This is a genomic window from Streptomyces sp. NPDC051909, assembly GCF_040681095.1.
Lineage (GTDB): Bacteria > Actinomycetota > Actinomycetes > Streptomycetales > Streptomycetaceae > Streptomyces.
Genome location: NZ_JBFAYA010000008.1, coordinates 23,994 through 47,045, shown reverse-complemented (window position 1 = coordinate 47,045; position 23,052 = coordinate 23,994). Strand labels below are relative to the sequence as shown.

22 protein-coding genes and 2 pseudogenes are annotated in these 23,052 nt (G+C 73.0%); 6 read left to right on the top strand and 18 right to left on the bottom strand.

The annotated features are described in order from the left end of the window. Positions 1 to 15 precede the first annotated feature (15 nt). Positions 16 to 1,452, top strand: coding sequence for a lipase maturation factor family protein (locus tag AB0M18_RS14830; protein WP_365757730.1), 1,437 nt, complete (start codon positions 16 to 18; stop codon positions 1,450 to 1,452). Positions 1,453 to 1,540: 88 nt separating this feature from the next. On the opposite strand, the gene AB0M18_RS14825 is transcribed toward AB0M18_RS14830, so the two are convergent. The 3 genes from AB0M18_RS14825 to AB0M18_RS14815 all read right to left on the bottom strand — a co-directional run bounded on the left by AB0M18_RS14825 (position 1,541) and on the right by AB0M18_RS14815 (position 4,331). Beyond that, positions 1,541 to 1,711 (bottom strand): hypothetical protein, encoded by a 171-nt coding sequence (locus tag AB0M18_RS14825; protein ID WP_365757728.1) that lies wholly within the window; start codon positions 1,709 to 1,711, stop codon positions 1,541 to 1,543. Positions 1,712 to 2,030: 319 nt separating this feature from the next. Next, entirely contained in the window at positions 2,031 to 3,524 is a 1,494-nt protein-coding gene (locus AB0M18_RS14820) for an SDR family NAD(P)-dependent oxidoreductase (protein ID WP_365757726.1), read from the bottom strand. 63 nt (positions 3,525 to 3,587) lie between these two features. Next, positions 3,588 to 4,331, bottom strand: coding sequence for an IucA/IucC family C-terminal-domain containing protein (locus tag AB0M18_RS14815; RefSeq protein WP_365757724.1), 744 nt, complete (start codon positions 4,329 to 4,331; stop codon positions 3,588 to 3,590). A 266-nt stretch (positions 4,332 to 4,597) separates the two neighbouring features. On the opposite strand from AB0M18_RS14815, the gene AB0M18_RS14810 reads away from it, so the two are divergent. Continuing rightward, on the top strand, positions 4,598 to 5,596 hold the full coding sequence (locus AB0M18_RS14810; RefSeq protein ID WP_365757722.1) for a DMT family transporter: 999 nt from the start codon (positions 4,598 to 4,600) through the stop codon (positions 5,594 to 5,596). On the opposite strand, the gene AB0M18_RS14805 is transcribed toward AB0M18_RS14810, so the two are convergent. The 5 genes and pseudogenes from AB0M18_RS14805 to AB0M18_RS14785 form a co-directional block, all read right to left on the bottom strand. Continuing rightward, positions 5,477 to 6,829 (bottom strand): transglycosylase family protein, encoded by a 1,353-nt coding sequence (locus AB0M18_RS14805; RefSeq protein ID WP_365757720.1) that lies wholly within the window; start codon positions 6,827 to 6,829, stop codon positions 5,477 to 5,479. The genes AB0M18_RS14810 and AB0M18_RS14805 overlap by 120 nt on opposite strands. Before the next feature lie 136 nt (positions 6,830 to 6,965). Next, positions 6,966 to 7,130, bottom strand: a complete 165-nt coding sequence (locus AB0M18_RS14800) for a hypothetical protein (protein WP_265867640.1) — start codon at positions 7,128 to 7,130, stop codon at positions 6,966 to 6,968. Between the two features lie 156 nt (positions 7,131 to 7,286). After that, positions 7,287 to 7,637 (bottom strand): GNAT family N-acetyltransferase, encoded by a 351-nt coding sequence (locus AB0M18_RS14795; protein ID WP_365757717.1) that lies wholly within the window; start codon positions 7,635 to 7,637, stop codon positions 7,287 to 7,289. 23 nt (positions 7,638 to 7,660) lie between these two features. Then, positions 7,661 to 8,086, bottom strand: a complete 426-nt coding sequence (panD, locus tag AB0M18_RS14790) for an aspartate 1-decarboxylase (protein WP_365757715.1) — start codon at positions 8,084 to 8,086, stop codon at positions 7,661 to 7,663. Positions 8,087 to 8,496: 410 nt separating this feature from the next. Continuing rightward, positions 8,497 to 9,027 (bottom strand): annotated as a pseudogene (locus AB0M18_RS14785) (GNAT family N-acetyltransferase); the annotation flags it as partial. A gap of 137 nt (positions 9,028 to 9,164) precedes the next feature. On the opposite strand from AB0M18_RS14785, the pseudogene AB0M18_RS14780 reads away from it, so the two are divergent. Beyond that, positions 9,165 to 9,451, top strand: a pseudogene (locus tag AB0M18_RS14780) (ABC transporter ATP-binding protein); the annotation flags it as partial. Positions 9,452 to 9,548: 97 nt separating this feature from the next. Here AB0M18_RS14780 and AB0M18_RS14775 read toward each other — a convergent pair. From AB0M18_RS14775 to AB0M18_RS14730, 10 genes are read right to left on the bottom strand one after another with little or no spacing between them, the layout of a single operon-like run. After that, entirely contained in the window at positions 9,549 to 11,075 is a 1,527-nt protein-coding gene (locus AB0M18_RS14775; RefSeq protein ID WP_365757713.1) for an ATP-binding cassette domain-containing protein, read from the bottom strand. Next, entirely contained in the window at positions 11,072 to 11,884 is an 813-nt protein-coding gene (locus tag AB0M18_RS14770) for an ABC transporter permease subunit (RefSeq protein ID WP_365757711.1), read from the bottom strand. The genes AB0M18_RS14775 and AB0M18_RS14770 overlap by 4 nt, the downstream gene beginning before the upstream one ends. Next, positions 11,881 to 12,834, bottom strand: coding sequence for an ABC transporter permease (locus AB0M18_RS14765; protein WP_365757709.1), 954 nt, complete (start codon positions 12,832 to 12,834; stop codon positions 11,881 to 11,883). Before AB0M18_RS14765 ends, AB0M18_RS14770 begins: the two co-directional genes overlap by 4 nt. Continuing rightward, entirely contained in the window at positions 12,831 to 14,450 is a 1,620-nt protein-coding gene (locus AB0M18_RS14760) for an ABC transporter substrate-binding protein (protein WP_365757707.1), read from the bottom strand. The genes AB0M18_RS14765 and AB0M18_RS14760 overlap by 4 nt, the downstream gene beginning before the upstream one ends. Before the next feature lie 46 nt (positions 14,451 to 14,496). After that, the gene (locus AB0M18_RS14755; protein WP_365757705.1) at positions 14,497 to 15,306 is read right to left on the bottom strand and encodes a class I SAM-dependent methyltransferase; all 810 of its coding nucleotides are present in this window, start codon (positions 15,304 to 15,306) and stop codon (positions 14,497 to 14,499) included. Between the two features lie 14 nt (positions 15,307 to 15,320). Next, positions 15,321 to 16,580 (bottom strand): MFS transporter, encoded by a 1,260-nt coding sequence (locus tag AB0M18_RS14750; RefSeq protein WP_365757703.1) that lies wholly within the window; start codon positions 16,578 to 16,580, stop codon positions 15,321 to 15,323. Continuing rightward, positions 16,577 to 17,635 carry an enolase C-terminal domain-like protein gene (locus AB0M18_RS14745; protein ID WP_365757701.1) on the bottom strand — a complete coding sequence of 353 codons (1,059 nt, stop codon included), beginning with the start codon at positions 17,633 to 17,635 and terminating at the stop codon, positions 16,577 to 16,579. The genes AB0M18_RS14750 and AB0M18_RS14745 overlap by 4 nt, the downstream gene beginning before the upstream one ends. Next, positions 17,632 to 18,723, bottom strand: coding sequence for a cysteine synthase family protein (locus AB0M18_RS14740; RefSeq protein ID WP_365757699.1), 1,092 nt, complete (start codon positions 18,721 to 18,723; stop codon positions 17,632 to 17,634). Before AB0M18_RS14740 ends, AB0M18_RS14745 begins: the two co-directional genes overlap by 4 nt. Then, complete coding sequence (locus tag AB0M18_RS14735; protein ID WP_365757697.1) at positions 18,720 to 19,553, bottom strand: DUF364 domain-containing protein; 834 nt, start codon at positions 19,551 to 19,553, stop codon at positions 18,720 to 18,722. The genes AB0M18_RS14740 and AB0M18_RS14735 overlap by 4 nt, the downstream gene beginning before the upstream one ends. Further along, positions 19,550 to 20,806, bottom strand: coding sequence for an ATP-grasp domain-containing protein (locus AB0M18_RS14730; protein ID WP_365757695.1), 1,257 nt, complete (start codon positions 20,804 to 20,806; stop codon positions 19,550 to 19,552). The genes AB0M18_RS14735 and AB0M18_RS14730 overlap by 4 nt, the downstream gene beginning before the upstream one ends. 171 nt (positions 20,807 to 20,977) lie before the next feature. Between AB0M18_RS14730 and AB0M18_RS14725 the strand changes: the two genes are divergently transcribed. The 3 genes from AB0M18_RS14725 (at position 20,978) to AB0M18_RS14715 (ending at position 22,974) form a co-directional block, all read left to right on the top strand. After that, a complete protein-coding gene (locus AB0M18_RS14725) occupies positions 20,978 to 21,541 on the top strand; it encodes a GNAT family N-acetyltransferase (RefSeq protein WP_365757693.1) in 564 nt (187 codons plus the stop codon). Between the two features lie 95 nt (positions 21,542 to 21,636). Continuing rightward, a complete protein-coding gene (rpmF, locus tag AB0M18_RS14720) occupies positions 21,637 to 21,807 on the top strand; it encodes a 50S ribosomal protein L32 (RefSeq protein WP_344642506.1) in 171 nt (56 codons plus the stop codon). A gap of 6 nt (positions 21,808 to 21,813) precedes the next feature. Beyond that, on the top strand, positions 21,814 to 22,974 hold the full coding sequence (locus AB0M18_RS14715) for a GTP-binding protein (RefSeq protein ID WP_365757690.1): 1,161 nt from the start codon (positions 21,814 to 21,816) through the stop codon (positions 22,972 to 22,974). The last annotated feature ends 78 nt before the right edge of the window (positions 22,975 to 23,052 follow it).

Below are 23,052 nucleotides of genomic sequence, written 5' to 3'. Positions count from 1 at the left end.
CTCGCGCCCGGCGCGATGGACTGGTTCACCGCCCCCGACTACTGGCTGAGCCGGATCGTCTTCCAGCGAGGCCTCGCCGGCCTCTATCTCGTCGCCTTCCTGTCGGCGGCCCTGCAGTTCCGGGCGCTGATCGGCGCCCGCGGCATGCTGCCGGTGCCCGAGTTCGTCCGGGCCGTGCCGGCGCGGCGGGCGCCCAGCCTCTTCCAGTGGCGCTACTCGGACCGCCTCTTCGCCGCCGTCGCCTGGACCGGTGCCGCACTCGCCCTCGCCCTGGTGGCCGGGGCCGGCGACGCGGTTCCGCTGCCCGTGTCGATGCTGCTGTGGCTGCTCGCCTGGGCCCTCTACCTGTCGATCGTGAACGTCGGGCAGACCTGGTACTCCTTCGGCTGGGAGTCCCTGCTCCTGGAGACCAGCGTGCTCGCCGTGCTGCTCGGCAACGACGACACCGGGCCGCCGATCCTCGTACTCCTCCTGCTGCGCTGGCTGCTCTTCCGGGTCGAGTTCGGCGCCGGGCTCATCAAGATCCGCGGCGACCGCTGCTGGCGCGACCTCACCTGCCTCTACCACCACCACGAGACCCAGCCGATGCCCGGACCCCTCAGTTGGTTCTTCCACCACCTCCCCGGTCCGCTGCACAAGGTCGAGTGCGCCGCCAACCATGTCGTCCAGCTCGGCGTCCCCGTCCTGCTCTTCACCCCGCAGCCGGTCGCCACCATCGCCGCCGGCCTGATGATCGTCACCCAGCTGTGGCTGGTGCTCTCCGGCAACTTCGCCTGGCTGAACTGGATCACCATCGTGCTCGCGCTGTCCGCCGTGGACGGCTCGCTCCTCGTGGGCGACGACCACCCGCAGCCCGAGGCGCCGCTCTGGTACGTGGTCGTGGTGTGCGCCGCCACCGCAGGAATCCTCTACCTGAGCCGCCGCCCGGTCCTCAACCTGCTCTCCAAGCGGCAGGCGATGAACCGGTCCTTCGACCCCCTGCACCTGGTGAACACGTACGGCGCCTTCGGCACGGTCGGCCGGGTGCGCGACGAGATCGTGGTCGAGGGCACCGCGGAGCCCGGGCGGCCGCACGCGGGGACCGAGTGGCGGGAGTACGGGTTCAAGGGCAAGCCCGGCGACCCGGGCCGGATGCCGCGCCAGTTCGCCCCGTACCATCTGCGCCTCGACTGGCTGATGTGGTTCGCGGCGCTCTCCCCCGGCTACGCCCGGGACTGGTTCGGGCCGTTCGTGGAGCGGCTGCTCACCGGGGACCGGGACACCCTGCGGCTGCTCCGGCACAACCCGTTCCCGGACGCCCCGCCGGTCTTCGTGCGGGCCCGGCTCTACCGCTACCGCTTCACCACCTGGCAGGAGCTGCGGGAGACCGGGGCCTGGTGGCACCGCACGCTGGTGCGCGAGTACCTGCCGCCGGTCCGGCTGCCGGAGCCCGCCGGACGCGGGCGGAGCTGACCCGGGCTCGGCACGCCCGTGCCCCGGCTCCGCGTGGGGCGGGGCCGGGGGCACGGGGGGGACGCGTCGGTCAGGACGCGGTACTCGGTCAGTCGATGCCGGGCAGGATGTGCGGCTCGGCGAGGTCGTCCTCGTAGCCGGCCAGTCGGATCGGGGCCGAGCGGGCCCACACTTCGAGGCTTCCGAGCTCTCCGGAGCGGCGCGGCCGCTCCTCGGGTTCGGACGGGCTCTGCTCCTGCTGGGTCAATTCCGGTGTCACCGCGCACTCCTCTGTGTCGCGAGTCAATGGGTCTGGGCCGGTCGGTCGCGGTGGCGCCGTATCGGGGCGGGACCGCGGCCTAGGTGTCAGGCCTGTCCCCTGGCCGGCCGTGGGGGTTCGGTGAAACCCCCGGTGGCCGACCGTGGACATCAGACTAACCATCTGAGCACGCTCGCGCTCTATGGGGCGTGAAAGTGTGACGCGATCGAGTGAAAGTGGCTCGTTCGGCCCCGTTTACCGAGGTCAACGGGGGTGCGAACGCTCGATCATCGATCAACCGGAAGGGGCCGCGAGGCGGGTGCCGGCCTCCCCTTGCCGGTCACCACTTGCCGGGCAGGTAGTCCTTCATGAACACGCCGTACAGGTCCTCGCCGTCCTCGCCACGCACGATCGGGTCGTAGACCCGGGCCGCGCCGTCGACCAGGTCGAGCGGGGCGTGGAAGCCCTCCTCGGCGAGCCGCAGCTTGTCGAAGTGCGGGCGCTCGTCGGTGATCCAGCCGGTGTCGACGGAGGTCATGAGGATGCCGTCGGCCTGGAACATCTCCTGCGCGCTGGTCCGCGTCACCATGTTGATCGCGGCCTTGGCGGCGTTGGTGTTCGGGTGCCCGGCGCCCTTGTAGCCACGGCTGAAGACGCCCTCCATGGCAGAGACGTTCACGATGTACGCGCGCCCGCTCTTCGCCCGCGCGGCGGCCTCGGCCATCGCCGGGCGCAGCTTGCTGATGAGGATGAAGGGCGCGGTGTAGTTGCAGAGCTGGGTCTCCAGGAGCTCCACCGGGGAGATCTGGTCGATGGTCTGCACCCAGGTGTTGGTGTCGACGACGTCGGGGACCAGGCCGCCGGCGTCGATCGCGGTGCCGGCGTGGTGCCGCTCGATGCTTGCGTTGCCGGCCACCAGGGCCAGGTCGGCGACCTGCTGCGCCTCGATACCGCTGGTGCCCAGCGGCAGCGCGGCCAGACCGTCGACGGCGCCGGAGTTGAAGGCGCCGATGACATGGTGGGCCGGCAGCTCGCCGGCGGGGAGCGGCGCGGTCTCGCCGTCGACCAGGGCGGCGTACGCGGAGGGCAGCCGGCGCACGGTCTGCGTCGCGTTGTTCACCAGCATGTCCAGCGGGCCGGCGGCGGCCACCTGGTCGGCGAGGGCCACGGCCTGGGCCGGGTCGCGCAGGTCGATGCCGACGACCTCCAGGCGGTGCATCCAGTCCGCGGAGTCCTCCATCGCCTTGAAGCGGCGGATGGCGTCCTTGGGGAAGCGGGTGGTGATGGTGGTGTGCGCGCCGTCGCGGAGCAGGCGCAGCGCGATGTACATGCCGATCTTGGCGCGGCCGCCGGTGAGCAGCGCGCGCTTGCCGGTGAGGTCGGCGCGGGCCTCCCGCTTGGCCCGGTTCAGCGCGGCGCAGTCCGGACAGAGCTGGTGGTAGAAGTAGTCGACCTCGACGTAGCGGCTCTTGCAGGTGTAGCAGGAGCGCGGACGCTGGAGTATGCCCGCGATCTTGCCGGCCTCAGTGACCGACGAGGGCAGGATGCCCTCGGTCTCGTCGTCGATGCGCTGCGCGGAGCCGGTCGCGGTCGCCTCGGTGACCGCCTTGTCGTGGGCGGTCTTCGCGGCCCGGCGCTCCTGGCGGCGGCGCTGCTTCACGGTCCGGTAGATGCCCGCGGTGGCGCGGCGGACGGCGATGGCGTCCGGGTGGTCGACGTCGATCCGGTCGAGCTCGTCGAGCACGCTGAGGCAGACGGCCAGACGCTCCGGGTCGATGCCCGGCCCGTACTCCTGGGCCTCCCCGAGGTCCTGGGTCTCTTCGGTCACCGTCATGGCCTTCGTCGTTCCTCGATCGCTCGCGCCTGCAAGTACTCCCGTACTCCCGAAAAGGCAACTTTACGGAGCCGGGGGCCGTCGCTCCAAACCCTTACCGGGCGGGTGGTCGAACACACAGTCGCCGCACAGGCCTCCGGACGGGCAGCGGTAGTAGAGGCAGCAGGTGGTGCGGCGCAGCGCGGGGCCGCGGACGGTGCGCTCCAGGTCGGGGTGGGCGAACAGGCCGCGGGCGAGGTCGACGGCCCGGTCGGCGGCCTCGGGCCGGTCGTGGGCCCGGGCCCAGCGCAGCAGTTCGCGCAGGGCGCCGGCCAGCGCGGAGCCCGCGTTGCCCCACAGCAGCCGCGGGGAGATCCGTCCGTCGCGGGCGAAGGCGGCGTGCAGCGGGACCAGGTGCGCCTCCTGGACGGCGGACCGCAGCGCTTCGACGGTGGCGGGCCGGCTGCCGGTGCCCGACCACCACAGCTCGTCGGGGGCGCCGAGCGTGCCGTCCCAGTGCAGGGTCTCGGGCGTGAGGTCGGGGAAGCGGCCGGAGAGCGCGGCGGGGCCGAGCACGAGGGACCAGAGGCGGGCGGCGAGACCGAGGTGGGCGGCGGAGGCGGCGACGCGGCGCTCGGGGGCACGAAGGCCGGCGGCGACCCGGTCGACCCGGGCGGTCAGCGCGGCGTCGGCCCCGCCCGCGTACAGGAGCGCGAGGGGGACGGCGGCGGGAGCCCGGGGTGGTGCCGGCGGGGTGCGCGGGGCCGGCGGCGGGCTGGTGCGCAGGGTGAAGAAGCCGCCGATCCGGGCGCTCTGGTCGAGATCCACGCCGCACACGGTACGGGCGGGCGCCCGGTGCGGGCCAATGTGGCCCCGGCGGGGGCCGCGGTGGCTCGGAATGCGGGCCGCCGGGGGCGCGGGGCGGGGCGCGCGGGATGCCGGACGCGCCCCTGAGGGGTTCGCCGGTACCGGCCCTGACCTGCGCGGGCGTACATCCAGGGGTGTACGGGGTGTCCTCGTACTCCGTCCGCGGTATGCGAGATCGCGTTCCCAGGTACGACGACGCGGACGCCCGGAAGAGAGATCGTGGAGGTATGAGCTCCCTCACGCTGTCCGTGCTCCTCGCCCTGGTCTCCGCGGTCGCCTACGCGGCCGCGGCGATCGTGCAGGAGCGGGTCGCGGCCGCGGCCGACGGCCCGCGGTACGCGCCGCTGCGCCGCCCCGCCTGGTGGGGCGCCGTCCTGCTCAACGGCCTCGGCGCCGCGCTGCACGTGGCGGCGCTCGCGTACGGCCCGCTGAGCCTGGTCCAGCCGCTCGGCGCGCTCACCATCGTCTTCGCGCTGCCGATGGCGGCGCTCTTCGTGGGCCGCCGGGTCGGGCGCACCGCCTGGCGGGGCGCGCTGATGGCGACCGCGGGCCTGGCCGGGCTGCTCAGCCTCACCGGCGGCCCCGGTTCGCACCCGCTGTCCGACACCGACCGGCAGCTCCTCGCGGTGGTCACCTTCGGCGCGGTGGCGCTGCTCTTCGTGCTCGCGCACCTGGTGGGCCGATCGGCGCTGCGCAGCGTGATCCTGGCGACGGCGGCCGGGGCGTCCTTCGGCATCGCCTCGGTGTTCACGAAGGCGGTGGCCGAGGAGTGGACGCCGGACGCGCCGCTCGCCGAGTGGACCAGCCTGCTGATCCTCTCGGCGCTCGCGATCACCGGTCTGCTGCTCTCCCAGGCCTCCTACCGGGGCGCGGGGCTCGCCGCGCCGCTGGCCACGCTCACGGTGGTCAATCCGGTGATCGCGGCGGCCGTGGGACTCACCCTGTTCGGCGAGTCCTTCCGGTACGGGGCGGCCGGCACCGTCGCCGCGCTGATCTGCGGCGCGGTGGCGGCGGGCGGCCTGGTGCAGCTCACCGTGGACCGGCTGGCCCGGCCCGAGGACTCCCCGGCGGTGTCATCGGCGGTGTCGTCCGCCCGGGGCGGCGCGTCAGATGTCGACGCCGCGGGCCCGCAGATAGGCCAGGGGGTCGATGTCGGACCCGTACCCGGGACCCGTGCGCATCTCGAAGTGGAGGTGCGGTCCCGAACTGTTGCCGGTCGATCCTGACCGCGCGATCCGCTGCCCCGCGCCGACCCGCTGTCCCTCGCGGACGGAGAGCGCCGAAAGGTGCGCGTACTGGCTGTAGCGCCCGTCCCGGTGCCGGATGACGACCTGGTAGCCGTACGCGCCGCCCCAGCCGGCCGAGACGATCGTGCCGTCGGACACGGCCCGTACGGAGGTGCCGGTGGGGACGGGGAAGTCGACGCCCGTGTGATAGCCGCTGGACCAGGAGGAACCGGCCTTGCGGTAGCGGGTGCCGATGTCGGTGTCGGCGACCGGGGTGGCGAAGCGGGCGCGCTCGGGAGCGGGCTTGGCGGCGGCCGGCTTGGTCACAGGCTTGGTCACGGGCTTGGTGACCGGCCTCGGCGCGGGCTTGGCTGCGGTCGGCCGGGGCGCGGGACGGGCCGGGGCCTTGGTCGCGGGAGGGGCCGGGGTGGGCGGCTTGACCGGGGTCTTCGCGGTCGGCGGCTTCGGGGTGGCCGGCTTGGTCTCCGGCTTGGGCTTGGTTTCCGACTTGGGCTTGGGCTTCTGCGGCGCGGCGGGGGCGCTGATCCGGAGGGTGAGCCGCTGGCCGGGAAGGATCAGATCGGGGTCGTCGCCGACGACCGTACGGTTCGCCGCGTAGAGCCGGGGCCAGCCGCCCCGTACATGCTCGTCGCGGGCGATCTTCGAGAGCGAGTCGCCGGGCGCGACGGTGTACATCTCGCGAACCGTCGGCACGGTGGTGGGGCTCGCCGGGGCGGCGGTCCGCTGGGCGGGTAACGCGGCCTTCCGGGCCTGCGGGGCGTCCGTCAGCGGCCGGGTGCGCTCGGTCTGGGTGGTGACGTCGGGGGCCGCGTCTCCACGTTCGAGCCCGGCGCGCGGCGCACAGGCCGGCCAGGCACCGGGGCCCTGGCCCTTGAGGACGCGCTCGGCGATCTCGATCTGCTGGTCCTTGGAGGCCAGGTCGGCGCGGGGCGCGTAGTGCGTCCCGCCGTACCGCTCCCAGGTGGACTGGCTGAACTGGAGCCCGCCGAAGTAACCGTTGCCGGTGTTGATCTGCCAGTTGGAGGAGGATTCGCAGGAGGCGAGCTTGTCCCAGACGTCGAGCGAGGCGGCCTGCGCGGTACCCGCGCCGACCAGCGGCAGGGCGATTCCGGCACCGCCCGCGGTGACGGTCAGCGAGGCACGGTTGATCCGGCTCGGCTGGTACCGACGGTGTTTTCCGCGATTCTCGCGATTCCCGCGTACGGCTGGCATGGGCCCCCCTCGAACGCATCGGCAGTCGCCCACGGTAGGGGCTGGCAACCGTGCGTGACAAGGGCTTCGGGCCGATCCCCCGTCCCTTCCGTCACATCCCTGCGGTCAGGTCACAGAGTCAGCTGACAGGGTCGGGTCACAACCCGGCGGGGCCGGGCTGTGGCTGCGGTTCGGGTTCCGGTACGGGCACGGGGTTGGGCGGCGGCACGGGCGGCGGGACCGGCGGGGGCACGGGTGACGGCGGGCCGGGCGGCACGGGGCCGGGCGAGGGCAGCGGGTCGGGGATCGGGGGCTGGGTCATCACGGACTCCCGGTCTGCGGTGCGGGCGGGGTGGGGACGCGGGGCGCCAGAGCCCGAGGGAAGGGGTGGTCCCGACTCCCAGCGTCCCCTTGTCCGTCTGCCCCGGCGCGCCGGACCCATTCGTTCGGGTGGCGGCGCGGCCGGGACCCGGCCGGGTCACCAGAGTTCCGGGGTGGCCTTCAGCTGTCGTCTGGCGGCGCGGACGACCTCCGCCGCCGGCACCGGGGCCTCCTCGGGGTGCCGTTCGGCCCACTTCGCGGCGTACGGGCAGAGCGGCACGACGGGGACGCCCGCGGCGGCGGCGATCCGGTAGAACTCCTTCACGAGCCGCCCGGCGACGCCCTTCCCCTCGTGCGTGGCCTCGACGACCGTGTGCACGGCGACGAGGGCGTGCGGCTCCTCATCGAGGACGAAGTAGACGACGACTCCGGCGTAGTCGCCGTCGTCGAACGCCTCCAGGCGGCCCTTCTCCCGGTCGTCGCGGATGGTCAGGTCGAGCTCTGCCATGCTGCGGGCCTCCTCGGCCGTGGTCAGACCTGCGCGGGTACGGCGTGCGGCGGGCGCACCGTGTCTGTCCCGGGCACGGGCGCCGACGCGTCGCCCCCGAGCTCCACGATGCGGTTCTCGGCGTCCACGTGCACGACGCGCGGCACGAGCGCGCGCGCCTCGGCGTCGCTGACCTGCGCGTAGCTGATGAGGATGACCAGGTCCCCCGGGTGCACCAGATGCGCGGCCGCGCCGTTGATCCCGATCACTCCGGAACCGCGCTCGCCCTCGATGACGTACGTCTCCAGGCGGGCCCCGTTGTCGATGTCGACGATGTGGACGAGCTCACCGGGCAGCAGGTCGGCGGCCTCCATCAGCTCGGCGTCGACGGTCACGGAACCGACGTAGTGGAGATCGGCCTGCGTCACGGTGGCGCGGTGGATCTTGGACTTGAACATGGTGCGCATCATGGAGGTACTCCTGAATCTCGGCTCCCTGCCTGCGTTTTTGCAGGTCAAGGGCTGTTTCCTCACCCTACAGCGAGTCGCGTGTCCGGGCAGCGTTCCCCAGGTCCTTCAGGACTCACGCTGACCGCCTGCCGACTTTCCTGACGCGTCGCCAGGCGGTGTTCAGGAGCTTCGCCTACTCTCCCCGCCTCACCGCGACGACCCCACCAGCGTACGCAGCACTCCCCCGAGATCCCTCGTGACCACCGTCACCCCGACGAGTCACGGGGATCGCCGGTCTGGCCGGCCCGGGATTCGCCGGTAGCGGCCAAGATGACCGGGGGTTGCCCAGGTGCTGTCCCGGGTTCCGTTCCTGCCGCCCGCAGGTCGGACGCATGGCCTGCGCACCGCGGGCGGAGATCCGCGGGCAGCGCCGCGTAGATGTACTCGCTGCCCCAGCGATCCCCGTCGAGGTCGTTCTCGACCAGGTGTGCCTCCCGGCGCATCCCAAGGCGCTCACAGACCCGCACAGACCCGGTGTTCTCCACATCCAGCCGCGCGTAGAGCCGGTGCACGCCCAGCGTGCCGAAGGCGAACCCGGCCAGCGCCGCGGCCGCCTCGGTCGCGTAGCCGCGCCCCTGGTGAGCTGGGTCGAGAGTCCAGCCGATCTCCGCCTGGGCGGCATGGGCGTCGGCCAGGGCGAGGCTCACCTCGCCAAGGATGCCGGGCTCATCGTGTCGGCAGACGGCGAGCGTCAGCTTGTCCCCGTCGGCGCGCCAGGCCGTCTGCGCCGCACGCTCGGCGGCAACCTGCTCGCTGCGCCCACGCGTGTGCGCAGGCCGGTACAGGTAGCGCGCCACGCTTGGCAGGCTCTGGTAGGCGTACAGGTCGTCGGCGTCGCCGGGAGTGAACAGACGCAGCGACAAGCGGGCCGTGGTCAACGGCAGCAGTGAGGCGACGTCCATGCGGAGCTCCGGAGGCGGATGTGGATCACGTTGCGGACTGATCTTCGCATCACGACTCCCCGCCGGCCACCCCTTTCGAGAGCAGTGCTCGGCAGCCGCACTTCACCAGCGGCGCGGCATCTGGCGAAAGGCAGAGGGTGGGCGGACTGGACATACACATAAGCGGAGTCGCGTGCCGGCATGGACGCAACGAAGCCGTGGTGGGTGTCGATCTGGAGATCGTCGCCGGTGAGCGGATCGCGTTGACCGGGACGAACGGGTCCGGGAAGACCACGCTGCCGCGGGCGGTCCCGGGGCTGCACCGGCAGGTGAGCGGCACCATCGAGGTCGGCGGGCGCGAAGCGCGCTCGGCCGCCGAGTGGGTGTGGCGGCGCCGGTCGTGCGCGTGGATCCCGCAGAAGCCGGCCGCCGGGCTGAGTTCCCGCCCCGAGGGAACCGAGTCACCCGACGGTCCGACTCCTCCAGAGAGGCGTCCGGGCCTCGCCGACCGGGCGCCGCAGGCCGGCGAGGCCCTTGGGAGGCTACGTCCGCGTTTCCGCCGCCAGACGCACCGACGTCGCCGTGAGGGAAGCCGTGAACGGGTGCCTTGGAGTGGTCAGCACCTCACGGGCCGGTCCCTGTTCGACGAGTTCTCCGGCGTTCACCACGGCGATACGCGTGGCCAGGGCCGCGATGTCGAGGTCGTGGGTGATCAGGACGAGGGCCAGGTCCGGGCGATCACGCCGAACGGCGGCGAGCAGGTCCAGGAGGGCGCGTCGGGTCACCGTGTCGAGAGCGGAGGTGATCTCGTCGCAGATCAGCACCCTCGGCCGGGCGAGCAGGGCGCGTGCGAGCGCGGCGCGCTGGAGTTCGCCGCCGGACAGCCGTCCCGGCCTGCGCCGTACCAGCTCCTCCGTGAGGCCGAGGGTGGTGAGGAGGTCCAGGGCCTCGGTACGGGCCTGGTTCGGCGCGGTGCCGCGCAGCCGTAAGGCCGTGCGTGCCACCTGGTCGAGGACCGGGCGGTGTTCGTCGAAGGCGGCCCGCGCGTCCTGGAAGACGTACTGCACCGCGGCCAGTTGGCCGCGGTTCCTGGCGCGCAGGCTGCGGGGCAGTGGCACCCCGTCGAGCAGGAGCTCGCCCTCGTGGTCGCGGTGGAGCCCGGCCAGGCAGCGGGCGAGTGTGGTCTTGCCGCCGCCGGAGCGGCCGACGACGGCGAGGCACTCGCCCGCGCCCAGGGTGAGGGCGCCGGTGCGGAGCACCACGGTCCGGCCGTGCCGGGCGGTCAGGTCGCGGACCTGGAGCACGGCCGTGGCCTGCACGTCCCCCATGGGTTCGGGGAATCGGGTTTCCGCAGCGAGGAGTTCGTGGGTCCACGGGTGTCGCGGTGCGGTCCAGAGCCGCTCCGCGGGGCCCGACTCCACCACGTGACCGCCGCGCATGACCAGGACCTCGTCGGCGAGCGCCCGTACGACGTCCAGGTCGTGGCTGAGCAGCACCACCGCGATCCCCTGGCGGGCGACCTCCGCCAACTGGTCGACGATGCGCCGCTTCGTCAGGGCGTCCTGCCCGGTGGTCGGCTCGTCCGCGACCACGACCCTGGCGCCGAGCAGCAGGGCCTGGGCGAGGACGACGCGCTGCTGCTGGCCGCCCGAGAGCTGGTGCGGGTAGCGCCGCAGCAGCTCCTCGCCCTCCAAGAGCTGGGCCAGGGACAGGGCGCGCACGATGCGCTCCCGGGCGGCGGCCCGGCGCTCGGACCGGGGCAGGGTCCGCACCTGGGCGCGGGCGATGTCCCACAGCAGCGCACCCGCCCGGCGGGCGGGGTTGAGGACGGAGCCCGGGTGCTGAGGCACGTATCCGACGAGGCCGTCCGGCACGCGGACGCAACCGGACACCCGTGCGCCCGCCGGGTACTCGCCGAGCAGCGCGAGCCCTGTGGTCGTCTTGCCGCTGCCGGACGCGCCGACCAGTGCGGTGACCTGGCCGGGGAGGACCCGGAGGTGTACTCCGTCGACGATCGCCCGGGCACCGATCTCGACGCGCAGATCCCTGATCTCGGCGACCGCGCTCATGTCCGCATCCTCTTCTTCCTCTTCTCCCGTACGGATTGTGTCGCCAGCGTCGCGTCGAAGAGCAGGTTGGTCCCCATGGTCAGGGCGACGATCAGCAGGGCCGGCACCACCACGGCCCAGGGCTGCACGAACAGGCCCGTGCGGTTGCGGTCCACCATCACGGCCCAGTCGGAGGCGTCCGGCGCGACCCCGACGCCGAGGAAGGCCGCGGTCGCCACCAGGTAGAGCACGCCGGTCAGGCGTACGCCGGCGTCGGCGGCGAGCGTGCGGGTGATCGACCGGCCGACGTATCCGACGCCCATGCGCCACCATGTCTCGCCCTGCATGCGCAGCGCCTCGACCGCCGGGCGCGACGCCGCCTCGGCGGCCGCGGCCCGGACGATCCGGGCGGCGTCGGGGATGTTGACGAACGCGACGAGCAGTGCGAGACCGACCGCGCCCGGGGTGAGGACCGAGGCCACGAGCAGGATCATCAGGAGCGACGGCACGGCGAGGAGCACGTCCAGCGGCCGCATCAGCACCTCTTCCAGCCACGTCCGGTGGGTGAGCGCGCTGACGAGGCCGAGCGGCAGCGCCACCAGACAGGCGAGCGCCGTCGCGGCGAGCGCGACGAGCACCACCGACCGTCCGCCGAGCAGGACCTGCCGCCACACGTCCCGGCCGACGAAGTCGGTGCCGAGCCAGTGGCCGCCGCCGGCCGTGAAGGAGGCGGCACGCGGCCCCGCCTCGCCCGTGAACAGCGGGCCGAGGAGGGCCAGTGCGAGGGGCACCCCCACGATGACCGCGCCGAGCGCGAAGCGCGATTTCACGCCGCCGCCCCCGCCCGGGGAGCGAAACGGCGGGCGACCAGGTCGGCGCCGAGATTGAGGACGACGGTGCTGACCCCGAACACCACCGCCAGGCCCTGCACCACCGGCACGTCGCGTTCCGCGACGGCGTTCATCAGCACGGTTCCGAGACCGGGGATCACGAACAACGCCTCCGCGACGACGACTCCGCCCACCAGCCAGTCGATCGTGCGCACCAGCTGCTGGGCGGCGGGCGCGACCGCGCCCGGCAGCGCGTGGGCGTACGTGACGCGGGTACCCGGGACTCCGTAGCGGCGGGCGTGCGCGACGTACGGCGAGGCGAGCGTGTCGATCAGGCCGGCCCGTACCAGGCGGGACAGCGAGCAGACCGGACGGGACAGCAGGACGAGGACGGGAAGCACCAGGGCCGCCGGGTGGGCGAGGAGGTCGGTGCCGTAGCCGACGGCGGTCGGCGGCAGCCAGCCCAGGCGCAGCGCGAAGACCGTGACCAGCAGCACGCCGAACGCGAACTCCGGTACGGCGTACACGCCGAGCGTCGCCGAGCTGACGAGGCGGTCCACGAGCCGCCCCTCGTGCCGGGCGGCCAGGACGCCGAGACCGACGCCGAGCGGCACGAGCAGCGCCACCGTCAGGGCCGCGAGCAGCAGGGTCGGCCCGAAGCCGTCCGCGAGGTACGTGGCGACGGGCCGCCCCGACGCCAGTGAGGTGCCCAGGTCGCCGTGGAGCAGCCCGGCCGCCCAGTCCGCGAGCCTGACGTGGGCGGGCCGGTCCAGGTCCATGGCCTCGCGGATGGCGGCGATCCGTTCCGGGTCGGGCTGGTCGCCGGCGAGCGCCACGGCGGCGTCGCCCGGCAGCGCCTCGGTCAGGCCGAAGACGAGCAGCACGACGGCCGCCGTCTGCGCCACGCCGAGCAGCAGCCGCCGGGCGAGCCAGGATCGTGGTCCGGTCACGCGAGCCAGACCTTGTCGAAGCGGGCCCAGTCGAGGGAGTTGGCGGGCGCCTTCGCCTCGACACCCCGGACGTGACGGGCGGTGCCGATGATCCAGTCGGCGAAGCCCCAGATCAGGAAGCCGCCTTCGGCGTGGAGTCGGCGCTGCATGCGCTCGTAGACGGCGGCGCGCTCCTGCTTGTCCTTCGTGGACTGCGCCTGCTGGTACAGGGCGTCGAAGTCCTTGTGCCGCCACTGGGTGGCGTTGGTGGTGGAGCCGGTGAGCAGCCGCTGGGAGATGTGGGACTCGATGGGCATGGGACCGGAGCGGTAGGAGGCGAAGGTGCCGGAGTCGAGGATGTCCTTCCAGTAGCTGTCCTTGCTGCCGGTCTTGACGTCGACGGTCACTCCGGCCTTGGCCGCCTGGTCGCGGAAGATCGACGCGGCCTCGGTGAATCCGGCGGCGACGGGTGAGGTGTCGAGGGTGACCCTCAGGTTCTCGGCGCCGGCCTGCTTGAGCAGTGCGCGGGCGCGGTCGAGGTCCTGTTCGCGCTGCGGCAGGCTGCTCGCGTAGTACTCGTAGCCCTTGCCGAACAGGTCGTTGCCGATCTCGCCCGCGCCGGACAGGGCGCCGTCGACCAGTTCCTTGCGGTCGGCGATCAGGAAGAACGCCTCCCGTACCCGCTTGTCGTCGAACGGCGGGCGGTCGGTCTTCATGACGAAGCCCTGCATGGCGCTGCCCGGGAGCCGGACGATCTGGATGCGGCCCTGGCTCTCGTGTGCGCGGGCGGTGGCGGGCGTGAGTTCGTGGGCGTACTCGACCTGGCCGCCGAGGAGGGCGTTGGTACGCGCGGACTCCTCGTTGGCGACGACGAACTCCAGCTCGTCGAGATACGGGGCGCCGTCCCAGTAGGCGTCGTTCCGCTTGAAGACGGCGGACGTGCCGGGGGCGAAGGAGACGAAGCGGAACGGGCCGCTGCCGACCGGCTTCTTGTCGAAGTCCTGCTCGCCCTCGGGCACGATGTAGGCACCGAACGCGGCGAGCACGTTGGGGAACTCGGCGGTGGGGCGCTTGAGGACGAACTCGACGGTCCGCTCGTCCAGCGCGCGGCTCGCCCTGAGGTCGACGGGTTCCAGGGACGCCTTGGCGCGGAACGCCTTCTTCGGGTCGGTGATGCGCCGGTAGCTGTACAGGACGTCCTTCGCCGTGACCGGCTTGCCGTTGTGGAAGCGGGCCTCGCGCAGCGTGACCTTCCAGCGGTCCAGGCCGGCGTCGGGTTCCCAGGTCGCGGCGAGCCGTGGCTGGGCGGACAGGTCGGGGCCGTAGTCGGCGAGCTTGTCGAAGAGGGCCTTGGCCCGGGCCACGTCCGCGAAGAGGTTGGCGAGGTGCGGGTCGAGCGTCTCGCTCGCGCCGCCGCCGGCGAAGGCGGCGCGCAGGCGTCCGCCGCGCCGGGGCTTGTCTCCGTCCTTGCCGCCGTCCTTGGCGGTGCCGGCGGCCGGTCCGGAACCGGCGCAGCCGGCGAGCGTGAGGGCGCCGAGGCCGGCCACCCCTCCGGCCGCGGCGAGGAAGCCGCGGCGGCGCAGGCCGGGGAAGCGGCGGCCGTCCACGGTGGCGTCGTGCACGGGAGAGTCGTTCATGGGGTGTTCCTTGCTGGTGTGCGAACGGATGGGACGCGTGAGGGGCTCAGGGGCCGGGTGGGGAGGTGAGACGGGCGACGACATGCAGCCGGTCGCCGTCGGCGGTCGTGGCGGGCAGGTCGCCCTCCTGCCAGCGCGGCTCGGTGCGGGGGCCCGGCCCGTCGTGCAGGGCGAGGACCTCGAAGCCGTGGGCGGTGAGGACGTACCGGAGCTCCTGGGGGAAGAGCAGTCGCCACGCGGATCGCTGCTCGACCGGCGGCGCCCCGTCGTCGGAGGTCCACACCCTGGTGCGGCACAGCAGTTGGGCCGCCCGGTCCAGGTACAGCGTGGTGGTGGACCGGTAGGTGACGCCCCGCCAGGTCAAGCCGTTGACCGACGGTGCGTCCAGGAGTTCCGTACGCCCGAGGAAGAAGGCGCCGTTGCGCATTTCGGCCACGAGCAGTCCACCGGGGCCCAGGGCGCGTCGGCAGGACGCGAGGAATCCGTCGAGTTCGTCGTTGGTGTGGCAGTACAGCAGAGCGCTGTCCAGGCACACCACCGCGTCGAAGGTCCGCTCCCCCAGGTCGAAGCCGTGCAGGTCGGCCCGGACGTACGCGGGGCCGGGGTGCCGTTCGCGGGCGTACGAGAGCATCGCGTCGGACAGGTCGGCGCCGGTGACCGTGCGGCCGGCACGGTGCAGGGATGCGGCGTCGCGGCCGGTGCCGCAGCCGATGTCCAGCACGCGGTGCCCGGGCGCCCCGTACCGGCGCAGGCAGTCTTCGGCCCAGCGCCCGGCGAGCCGTTCGGGGTCGGGGAAGCGGGCCTCGTACAGCGCGGGGTTGTCGGTGAGCAGGTTCGCGGTGGTGTTGACGGTCATGTGCGGCACGCTCCTCAAACGGTCGCCGGCACGGATGCGGGGCGGGCGGGAAGGACCCGGTGGCGGTGCAGCCAGGCGACACCGGCGGCGGAGGCGAGCCCGAAGGCCAGGCAGCACGCCCACGGCAGCCACGGCGTGTCCGTGCGCACACCGGTGTCCATGGCCCAGCCGACGAGCGTGTTGCCGACGGCGGCGGCGACACCGGAGACGACGTGGAACAGGCCGAAGTACGTGCCGGTGAGTTCGGTCCGGCCGAAGCCGGGGATCAGTTCCATCACGAACGGCTGGGCCAGCATCACGCCCAGGTAGAGCATCAGGGCGCCGGCCAGGACCGGCAGCGCGCGCAGCGTCGCGTCCGCGAGGCCGTCGGGGGGAGCGCCGTACCCCGACACGGTCATCGGCGGGACGAAGGAGAGTCCCATGAGCGCGAGCCCGGCGCCGATCCAACGTGCCCTGCTGCCCCGCTCCTTGAGGGCGGTGGTGATGCGCAGCTGGAGCGAGAGGCCGGCGACGGTGCCGACGAGGAAGACGAGCCCGGCGGCGCCTTCCCAGCCGGTGGCCCGCCGCGCGCCGTCGGGCAGCAGCAGGTACAGCTGGTTCTGCAGGGTGAACAGGCCGACCAGGACCAGGGCGAAGGCGACGAAGCCCCGGTTGCCGACCGCCTCGCGCCAGTCGGCGAGGACGCTGTTCCCGGTCGGCTCGATCTGACGGACCGGCAACACCAGGGCCTGAGCGAGGGTGAGCACGGCGAAGATCCCGGCCGCGGTGAGCGCGGAGGCGCGGAAGTCGACGAGCAGCAGGGCGCTTCCGAGCAGCGGTCCGAGCAGGGCGCCGGCGGTGGCGAAGACGTTGAACAGGGCGAACGCCTCGGCCCTTCGCTCCCCCGCCTCCAGGGCGAGGTAGGCCCGCACGGCCGGGTTGAACAGCGCCCCGGCCAGACCGCTGAGCAGGGATGCGGCGAGGAACACGGGGAGTCCGTCGCCGAGTGCGAAGAGCCCGAAGCCGACGGCGCGCAGGGCGCATCCGGTGATGATGACGCCGCGCGCTCCGAGCCGGTCCGAGGCCGTGCCGCCGATGAGGAACAGCCCTTGCTGGCTGAGGTTGCGCACGCCGAGCACGATCCCGACGACGGCCGCCGACATCCCCAGGTCCTCGGTCAGATGCAGGGCGAGGTACGGGACGAGCAGGTAGAAGCCGGTGTTGACGCCGAACTGGTTCACCAGGAGAAGCCGGAGGGCGAGCGGGAAGCCGCGTATCTCGTGCCAGGTCTTCACGCCAGGGCCTCCGCGTCACCGCGCTCCCGTACGCCGAGGCCCGGGCTCCGACTCGCCCGTACGGTGCCGTCGCCGCCGCCGATGCCCGTCCACGGGTCGTGGGCGAGCAGCAGATGCCCGTCGAGGTCGATCCACCGGGCGCGGTCGGCGAGATGGACGGCGGGAGCGATGCCCAGCGTGCTCGCGGTCAGGCAGCCGAGCATCAGCTCGGTCCCGGTGCCCGCGATCACTTCGGCGATGCGGAGGGCGGCGCTGACGCCCCCACACTTGGCCAGCTTGACGTTGATCCCCTGGACGCGTCCGGCCAGCCGCCGGGCGTCCTCGACGTCCACCGCGTCCTCGTCGGCGATCACGGGGAGCGGCGAGCGCTCCGCGAGCTTCGCCAGCGCCTCGGGATCGCCGGGAGCCAGCGGCTGCTCGACGGCCTCGACGCCCAGCTCGCAGAGGAGCGGGAGCAGTCGCTCCGACTCCTGAACGGTCCACGCTCCATTGGGGTCGAGCAGCAGCCGGGTGTGGGGGGCGGCGGCACGGACGGCCCGTACGCGGGCCAGGTCGTCGGCGGGGTCGGGGGCGCCGGCCTTGAGCTTGAGGACCGAGAACCCGTCCCGTGCGAGGCGGGCCGCCTGCGCCCCGGCCCGCTCCGGCGCGGTGATGCCGATGGTGCGGGCGGTCGCGGCGGAAGGCTCGGCTCCGTGGGCGCCCAGGAGCCGGTGGACCGGGACGCCCGCGCGCTTGCCCACGAGGTCGAGCAGCGCGGACTCCACGGCCGCGGCCACGGCCGGCGGAGCGGTGGCCTCCCCTCTCCTGCTTCGGAATGTCTCCAGGGCGGTCTCTGGATCGCCGAAACGGGCCAGACCTTCGGATTCCGCGTACAGCAGACGTCCCAGGGTCTCGGTGTCGAGTCCGTAGTACACGCTGGTGACGGCCTCTCCGTGGCCGCGCTGCCCTTCGTGCTCGATGGTGAGCCAGACGGCCTCACGGGCCGCCATCGTGGAGCGGGAGATGCGCAGTGGCTCGGTGAGTTCGAGGCGTACGGTGCGCTGACTGGCCTTCACGTGTTCTCTTCCGGGGGTGTGGCGAGCGGATCGGTGACGGTGCGGCACCGGGCCCAGCCGGTGGCCTCCACGGCCTGGGGGTACGGGATCTCGACGGGGCGGGTGGCGGCGGTGGCCGGGTCGACGCCGTGGGCGGTGGTGAACTCGTCGTCGAAGACGCTGTCGAGGTAGCGCTGGGGGCCGTCGGGGAAGACGGTGGCGACGACGGCACCGGGGTGGACGCGGGCGGCCCAGGCGGCGACGCGGGCGACGGCGCCGGTGCTCCAGCCGCCGCTGACGAAAGCGGAGCGAGCCAGTCGGCGGCAGGCGTCGACGGCCTCGGCGGGGCCGACCCAGTGGACCTCGTCGAAGGCGTCGTAGGCGACGTTGCGCGGATGGATGCTGCTGCCGAGGCCGCGCATGAGGCGCGGCCTGGCGGGCTGGCCGAAGATGGTGGAGCCGGTGGCGTCCACGCCGATGAGCCGCAGGCCGGGCCAGTGACGCCGCAGCGCGCCGCTGATCCCGGCGCTGTGACCGCCGGTTCCGACGCTGCACACGAGCACGTCGAGATGGTCGAGCTGGGTGGCCAGCTCGGCAGCCAGGGAGGCGTAACCCGCCGTGTTGTCCGGGTTGTTGTACTGGTCGGGCCAGTACGCGTCCGGGAGCAGCGCGAGCACTTCGCCCAGTCGGGCGAGCCGCGCGGCCTGCCAGCCGCCCTCGGCCGCCGGGCGGTCGACCAGCTCCAGGCGAACGCCGTACGCGCGCAGCAGCTGCCGCATCGAGGGCTCCAGCTCGATGTCGCCGACCAGCACGACCGGGTGGCCGAGGGCCTGCCCGGCGAAGGCCAGCCCGATGCCGAGCGTCCCGGAGGTGGACTCCACCACGGGGGCGCCCGGCCGCAGTTCGCCGCGCTCCTCGGCGCCAAGGAGCATGGAGACGGCGGCACGTGCCTTCATACCGCCGACGCCGAGCCCTTCGAGCTTCGCCCAGAAGCCCGGCTGCGGGTACGGCAGATCGACCGAGACGCGGGCGAGCGGAGTACGGCCGAGCAGGGCGAGGAGCTCCCGGTCTCCCGCGACGCGCGCGGAGCCGAGGACGGCCGTGGTCACCGGGCGCCTCCGTAGCAGTGGATGGTCCCCGGGCCGCCGTCCAGCCAGAAGAAGGGATACGGCTCCGCACACACCGCGCTGACGCCGGAGCCGATCAGGCGCGGCAGGACCGCGCTGCCGGTCTGCGCGAACATCACCAGGGGGATGCCGCGCAGTTGCGCGCGCCGGCGCAGCGGCTCGAAGCTGCCATTGCCGAGGGTCATGCCGGAGGCGAGCACCGCGTCGCAGCGTTCCAGCTCCGCCAGGGCGTCGGTGCGGACCGGCTCGCCCCACTCGGTCGTGCCGCCCTTGAGGTCGCAGGGGATGTACGCGAGTCCGCGCGCCCGCAGGGCCTCCAGGAGGGAGTTGACCACGCCGACGACGAGCACGGTCGCTCCGGGCGCGGCGTCGACCAGCTCCACCACGGCCCTGGCCCTGGCCCGGGACTTCTCCAGCGACGTGCCGGCGGACAGCGGGCAGGGCCGCGCGCCGTTCTCCGGACCGTGCGGCAGGGTGTGCAGGAGGTACGCGTCGAGGGCGGCGACCCGGACCGGAAGCAGCTCGTGCGCCAGGAGCCGGGCGACGTCGGCGCCGACGCAGTCCTCGACGGCGCCGTCGGGAAGCTCTCCCGGCTCGACCGCGCAGGACCCCACGGCTTCGGCGAGGCGCAGGCTGAGCACTTCGTTGCGATAGCCGGAGCCGCGCCCTTCGTGGCGTACCGCCTGGCGGGTGGTGAAGGCCACCGAGATCCGCCGGGTGCGCGGATCGGGCCCGAAGCCGCCGGCCAGTACGCGCTCGACGAGCTCGTCGTACGAGGAGGCCGCGAGGGGCAGTTCGGTCAGGGCGGTCATCGGGTCACCACCTGGGGACGGAGCTGGGCGAGGAGGTCTTCGACGCGAGCCCGGGCGGCCGGGCCCCGCGTATCGCCCGCCATGACGTGGCCGAGGTACTCGTTGTTGCTGCCGGCGGCCTTGACGGCCCTGCCGGGATCGGCGAGTTGCAGTTCGAGCAGGCCGTCCGCGGCGCGCACCGCGTCGGCGCCGTCGACGGCCTCCAGCACGCCGTCCTCGTCCGGCACCAGGAAGCCGATGGCGGCGCTGGTCAGTCCGGTGGCGCGACGGCGCAGGTCCGGTGCGCGGCCGAGGGCGACGTCCACGCAGGCGGCGGCGAGGTCGATGCCGGTGACATGCCGTACGAGCTCGGTGATGCGGTTGCCGGCGGGCCGGGGGTTCACCTCGACCAGGCGCGGCCCGTCGGCCGTCAGCTTGATCTCGGTGTGGGCGACGACGCCGTCGAGTCCGAGCGCCTTGAGCGCCCGGCGCGCGGTCTCCTCGGCAGCTACGGTGTCCGCCGGGTCCAGGGCGGCGGGGAACATGTGGCCGGTCTCGACGAACGCGGGGGCCCCGCCGACGCTCTTGTCGGTGACGCCGACGACGTGCACGGTCCCGTCGTACGACACGGTCTCGACGCTCACCTCCGGGCCGTCGAGGAGTTCTTCGAGCAGCACCACGGGGTCGCGGCGCTGTCCTCGGGCGTTGACGGGGAACGCGGCGAGCGCGCGGTAGGCGTCCGCCAGCGCGGCGTCGTCGTCGACGCGGCGGACGAACATCCCGGCGCACAGGTCCACGGGCTTGAAGACCAGCGGGTAGCCGAGGTCGTGGGCCGCGGCGGCGGTCTCGGCCCAGTCCGCGCACACGGCGAACCGCGGTCCCGGCAGCCCGGCTTCGGCCAGGACCCGGCGGGTCGCGTCCTTGCGGCAGGCGTTCTCGACCGCCTCGGGCGTGGGGCCGGGCAGGCCGAGGCGCCCCGCGATCCGTGCGGCCGTCCTGAGGTAGTAGTCGCAGGAGGTGACCACTCCGTCGAAGCGCAGGACCTCGTGGGCGCGCTCGACGAAGGGCAGCAGCGCGTCGGTGTCGTTGGTCTCCGCGGTGAGCACATGGCGGGCCGCGAGGAGGGGGTGTGCGGTGCCCTCCGGGGCGGAGCGCAGGTAGTGGTGCAGGTCTCGGGTCAGGAAGGTGAACTCGTGGCCGGCCTCGCGAATGGCCCTTGGCAGCAGCCTGCTCATAGACCCTACCCAGCTCTCGACCATCAGCAGATGAGCCACGACTTGCCCTTCTCACGGCGCGGTTGAGGTGCGATGCGGTCGCGGAGGCAGCGCCGGTCAGGGCGCGCTCGCTTGACCGAGAGGGACCTTATCGACAATCGTTTTCATTGTCATCTGACGGAGAGCGACTTCTCCGCAAGCGAGACACACCACGCACCCCAGGAGGCCCCGATGAACCACCGCCCGCACACGCCCTACACGGTGCGCCCCGCCGGGCGGGCCGATGTCGACGGCGCTCGCCGGGTCATGCTCGACACCTTCTACCGGGACTTCGGCTACGGCTACGTGCCCGCGTGGCACCGCGACGTCGTCGAGATCGAGACCACCTACCTGGACGATCCGCGCCACCTGCTGCTGGTCGCCGTGCACGGTGGCGAGGTGGTGGCCACCACCGGCGTCCGCTCGGCAGGACCGGCTCACCCGCCGCACCCGCGCCGGCTCGCCGAGCGCTACCCCTCGGGCACCACCGCGCAACTCGTCCGGGTCTACGTACGCCCGGAGCACCGGCGGCACGGCCTGGCCCGCACCCTCGTGGACCATGCCTGCGCCTTCGTCGCGCGGACCCCCGGGTACGACAGCATCTACCTGCACACCAACGTCGACATCGAGGGCGCGGAGGCGTTCTGGCGCAGCATGGCCAAGGAGATCTTCGACGCCCGCACCACGGGAGAACACGGTCCCGGTGTCGGCACCGTGCACTTCGAAATCCCGTTGCCCGGATCCGACGTGGCCTGAGGCCGGCCTCGCGGCGGCCGCAAAGGATCAGCTTGAGAATGGAATCCATTTTCATATAGCCTCCGCGGGTCGGAACCGAACCGAGGAGTCTCACGATGGCCGTCCCCAAGCGGAAGATGTCCCGCAGCAACACCCGTCACCGCCGCGCCCAGTGGAAGGCCACCACGCCCCAGCTGGTGCCGGTCACCGTCGACGGCGTCGTGTACCAGGTCCCGCAGCGACTGGTGAAGGCGTACGAGCGCGGCCTCATCCAGCCGGAGGGCTGACCGCTCATGGCGTCCACCGACCGACTGCCGGTCACGGTTCTCTCCGGGTTCCTCGGGGCCGGGAAGACCACGCTGCTCAACCATGTGCTCGGCAACCGCGAAGGGCTGCGGGTCGCCGTCATCGTGAACGACATGAGCGAGGTCAACATCGACGCCGCGCTCGTGCGCGGCGGCGAGGCGGCCCTGTCCCGCACCGAGGAGCGGCTGGTCGAGATGACCAACGGGTGCATCTGCTGCACCCTGCGCGACGACCTCCTCGAAGAGGTCGACCGGCTGGCCCGCGAGGGCCGGTTCGACTACCTGCTCATCGAGTCCAGCGGCATCTCCGAGCCCATGCCGGTGGCCGCGACGTTCTCCTTCCCCCGGGACGACGGGGCCACCCTCGGCGACCTCGCCCGCCTGGACACGATGGTGACGGTCGTGGACGCCGCGGACTTCCTGGCGGAACTCGACCACGGCGACGAACTCGTCGCACGGGGCCTCGATCAGTACGAGGACGACGAACGCACCGTCAGCGATCTCCTCGTGGACCAGGTCGAGTTCGCCGACGTCATCGTGCTCAACAAGCTCGACCTCGTCGACCCCGAAGAGGCGCGCCGGCTCCGCGCCGCGCTGTCCCGGCTCAACCCGGAGGCCCGGATCGTCCCCGCCGTACGTGGCCAGGTCCCCCTCGAACACATCCTGGGAACCGGCCTGTTCGACGTGGAGAAGGCCCAGCAGGCCCCGGGCTGGGTGAAGGAGCTCAACGGCGACCACGTACCGGAGACCGAGGAGTACGGCATCTCCTCGCTCGTGTTCCGCTCCGACCTTCCCTTCCACCCCGGGCGCCTGTGGACCTTCGTCACCAAGGGCCTGGACAGCGGCACGTACGGGCGGGTCCTGCGCTCGAAGGGGTTCTTCTGGATCGCCAGCCGGCCCCGGGTGACCGGACTGTGGTCCCAGGCCGGCGCCGTCGCCCGGTTCGAACCGTCCGGCGCCCGCGGCCCGGAGACCACGCAGGGCCAGGAACTGGTCTTCATCGGCACCGGACTGCGCGCCGACGCCCTCCGCGCGACCCTCGACGCCTGCCTGATGGCACCCGGCGAGGCCGTCCCCGTCGACGACGACTTCCCGGCCTGGGAGACGTACGGCTTCGAGGACGCCTGCGAACACGAGCAGGCGGCCTGAAGCCGCGGCCCCGCGCACTCCGGGCCGTCTGGCCAGGCTGTGCAGCGCGACCACGAGGGCCACGAGTGGCTCTCCACC

Coding starts and splice junctions, on each gene's coding strand:
- AB0M18_RS14830 (WP_365757730.1), top strand. CDS start 16: ATGGACTGGTTCACCGCCCCCGACTACTGGCTGAGCCGGATCGTCTTC.
- AB0M18_RS14820 (WP_365757726.1), bottom strand. CDS start 3,524: ATGACGGTGACCGAAGAGACCCAGGACCTCGGGGAGGCCCAGGAGTAC.
- AB0M18_RS14810 (WP_365757722.1), top strand. CDS start 4,598: ATGAGCTCCCTCACGCTGTCCGTGCTCCTCGCCCTGGTCTCCGCGGTC.
- AB0M18_RS14805 (WP_365757720.1), bottom strand. CDS start 6,829: ATGCCAGCCGTACGCGGGAATCGCGAGAATCGCGGAAAACACCGTCGG.
- AB0M18_RS14800 (WP_265867640.1), bottom strand. CDS start 7,130: ATGACCCAGCCCCCGATCCCCGACCCGCTGCCCTCGCCCGGCCCCGTG.
- AB0M18_RS14795 (WP_365757717.1), bottom strand. CDS start 7,637: ATGGCAGAGCTCGACCTGACCATCCGCGACGACCGGGAGAAGGGCCGC.
- panD (WP_365757715.1), bottom strand. CDS start 8,086: ATGATGCGCACCATGTTCAAGTCCAAGATCCACCGCGCCACCGTGACG.
- AB0M18_RS14775 (WP_365757713.1), bottom strand. CDS start 11,075: ATGAGCGCGGTCGCCGAGATCAGGGATCTGCGCGTCGAGATCGGTGCC.
- AB0M18_RS14760 (WP_365757707.1), bottom strand. CDS start 14,450: ATGAACGACTCTCCCGTGCACGACGCCACCGTGGACGGCCGCCGCTTC.
- AB0M18_RS14755 (WP_365757705.1), bottom strand. CDS start 15,306: ATGACCGTCAACACCACCGCGAACCTGCTCACCGACAACCCCGCGCTG.
- AB0M18_RS14735 (WP_365757697.1), bottom strand. CDS start 19,553: ATGACCGCCCTGACCGAACTGCCCCTCGCGGCCTCCTCGTACGACGAG.
- AB0M18_RS14725 (WP_365757693.1), top strand. CDS start 20,978: ATGAACCACCGCCCGCACACGCCCTACACGGTGCGCCCCGCCGGGCGG.
- rpmF (WP_344642506.1), top strand. CDS start 21,637: ATGGCCGTCCCCAAGCGGAAGATGTCCCGCAGCAACACCCGTCACCGC.
- AB0M18_RS14715 (WP_365757690.1), top strand. CDS start 21,814: ATGGCGTCCACCGACCGACTGCCGGTCACGGTTCTCTCCGGGTTCCTC.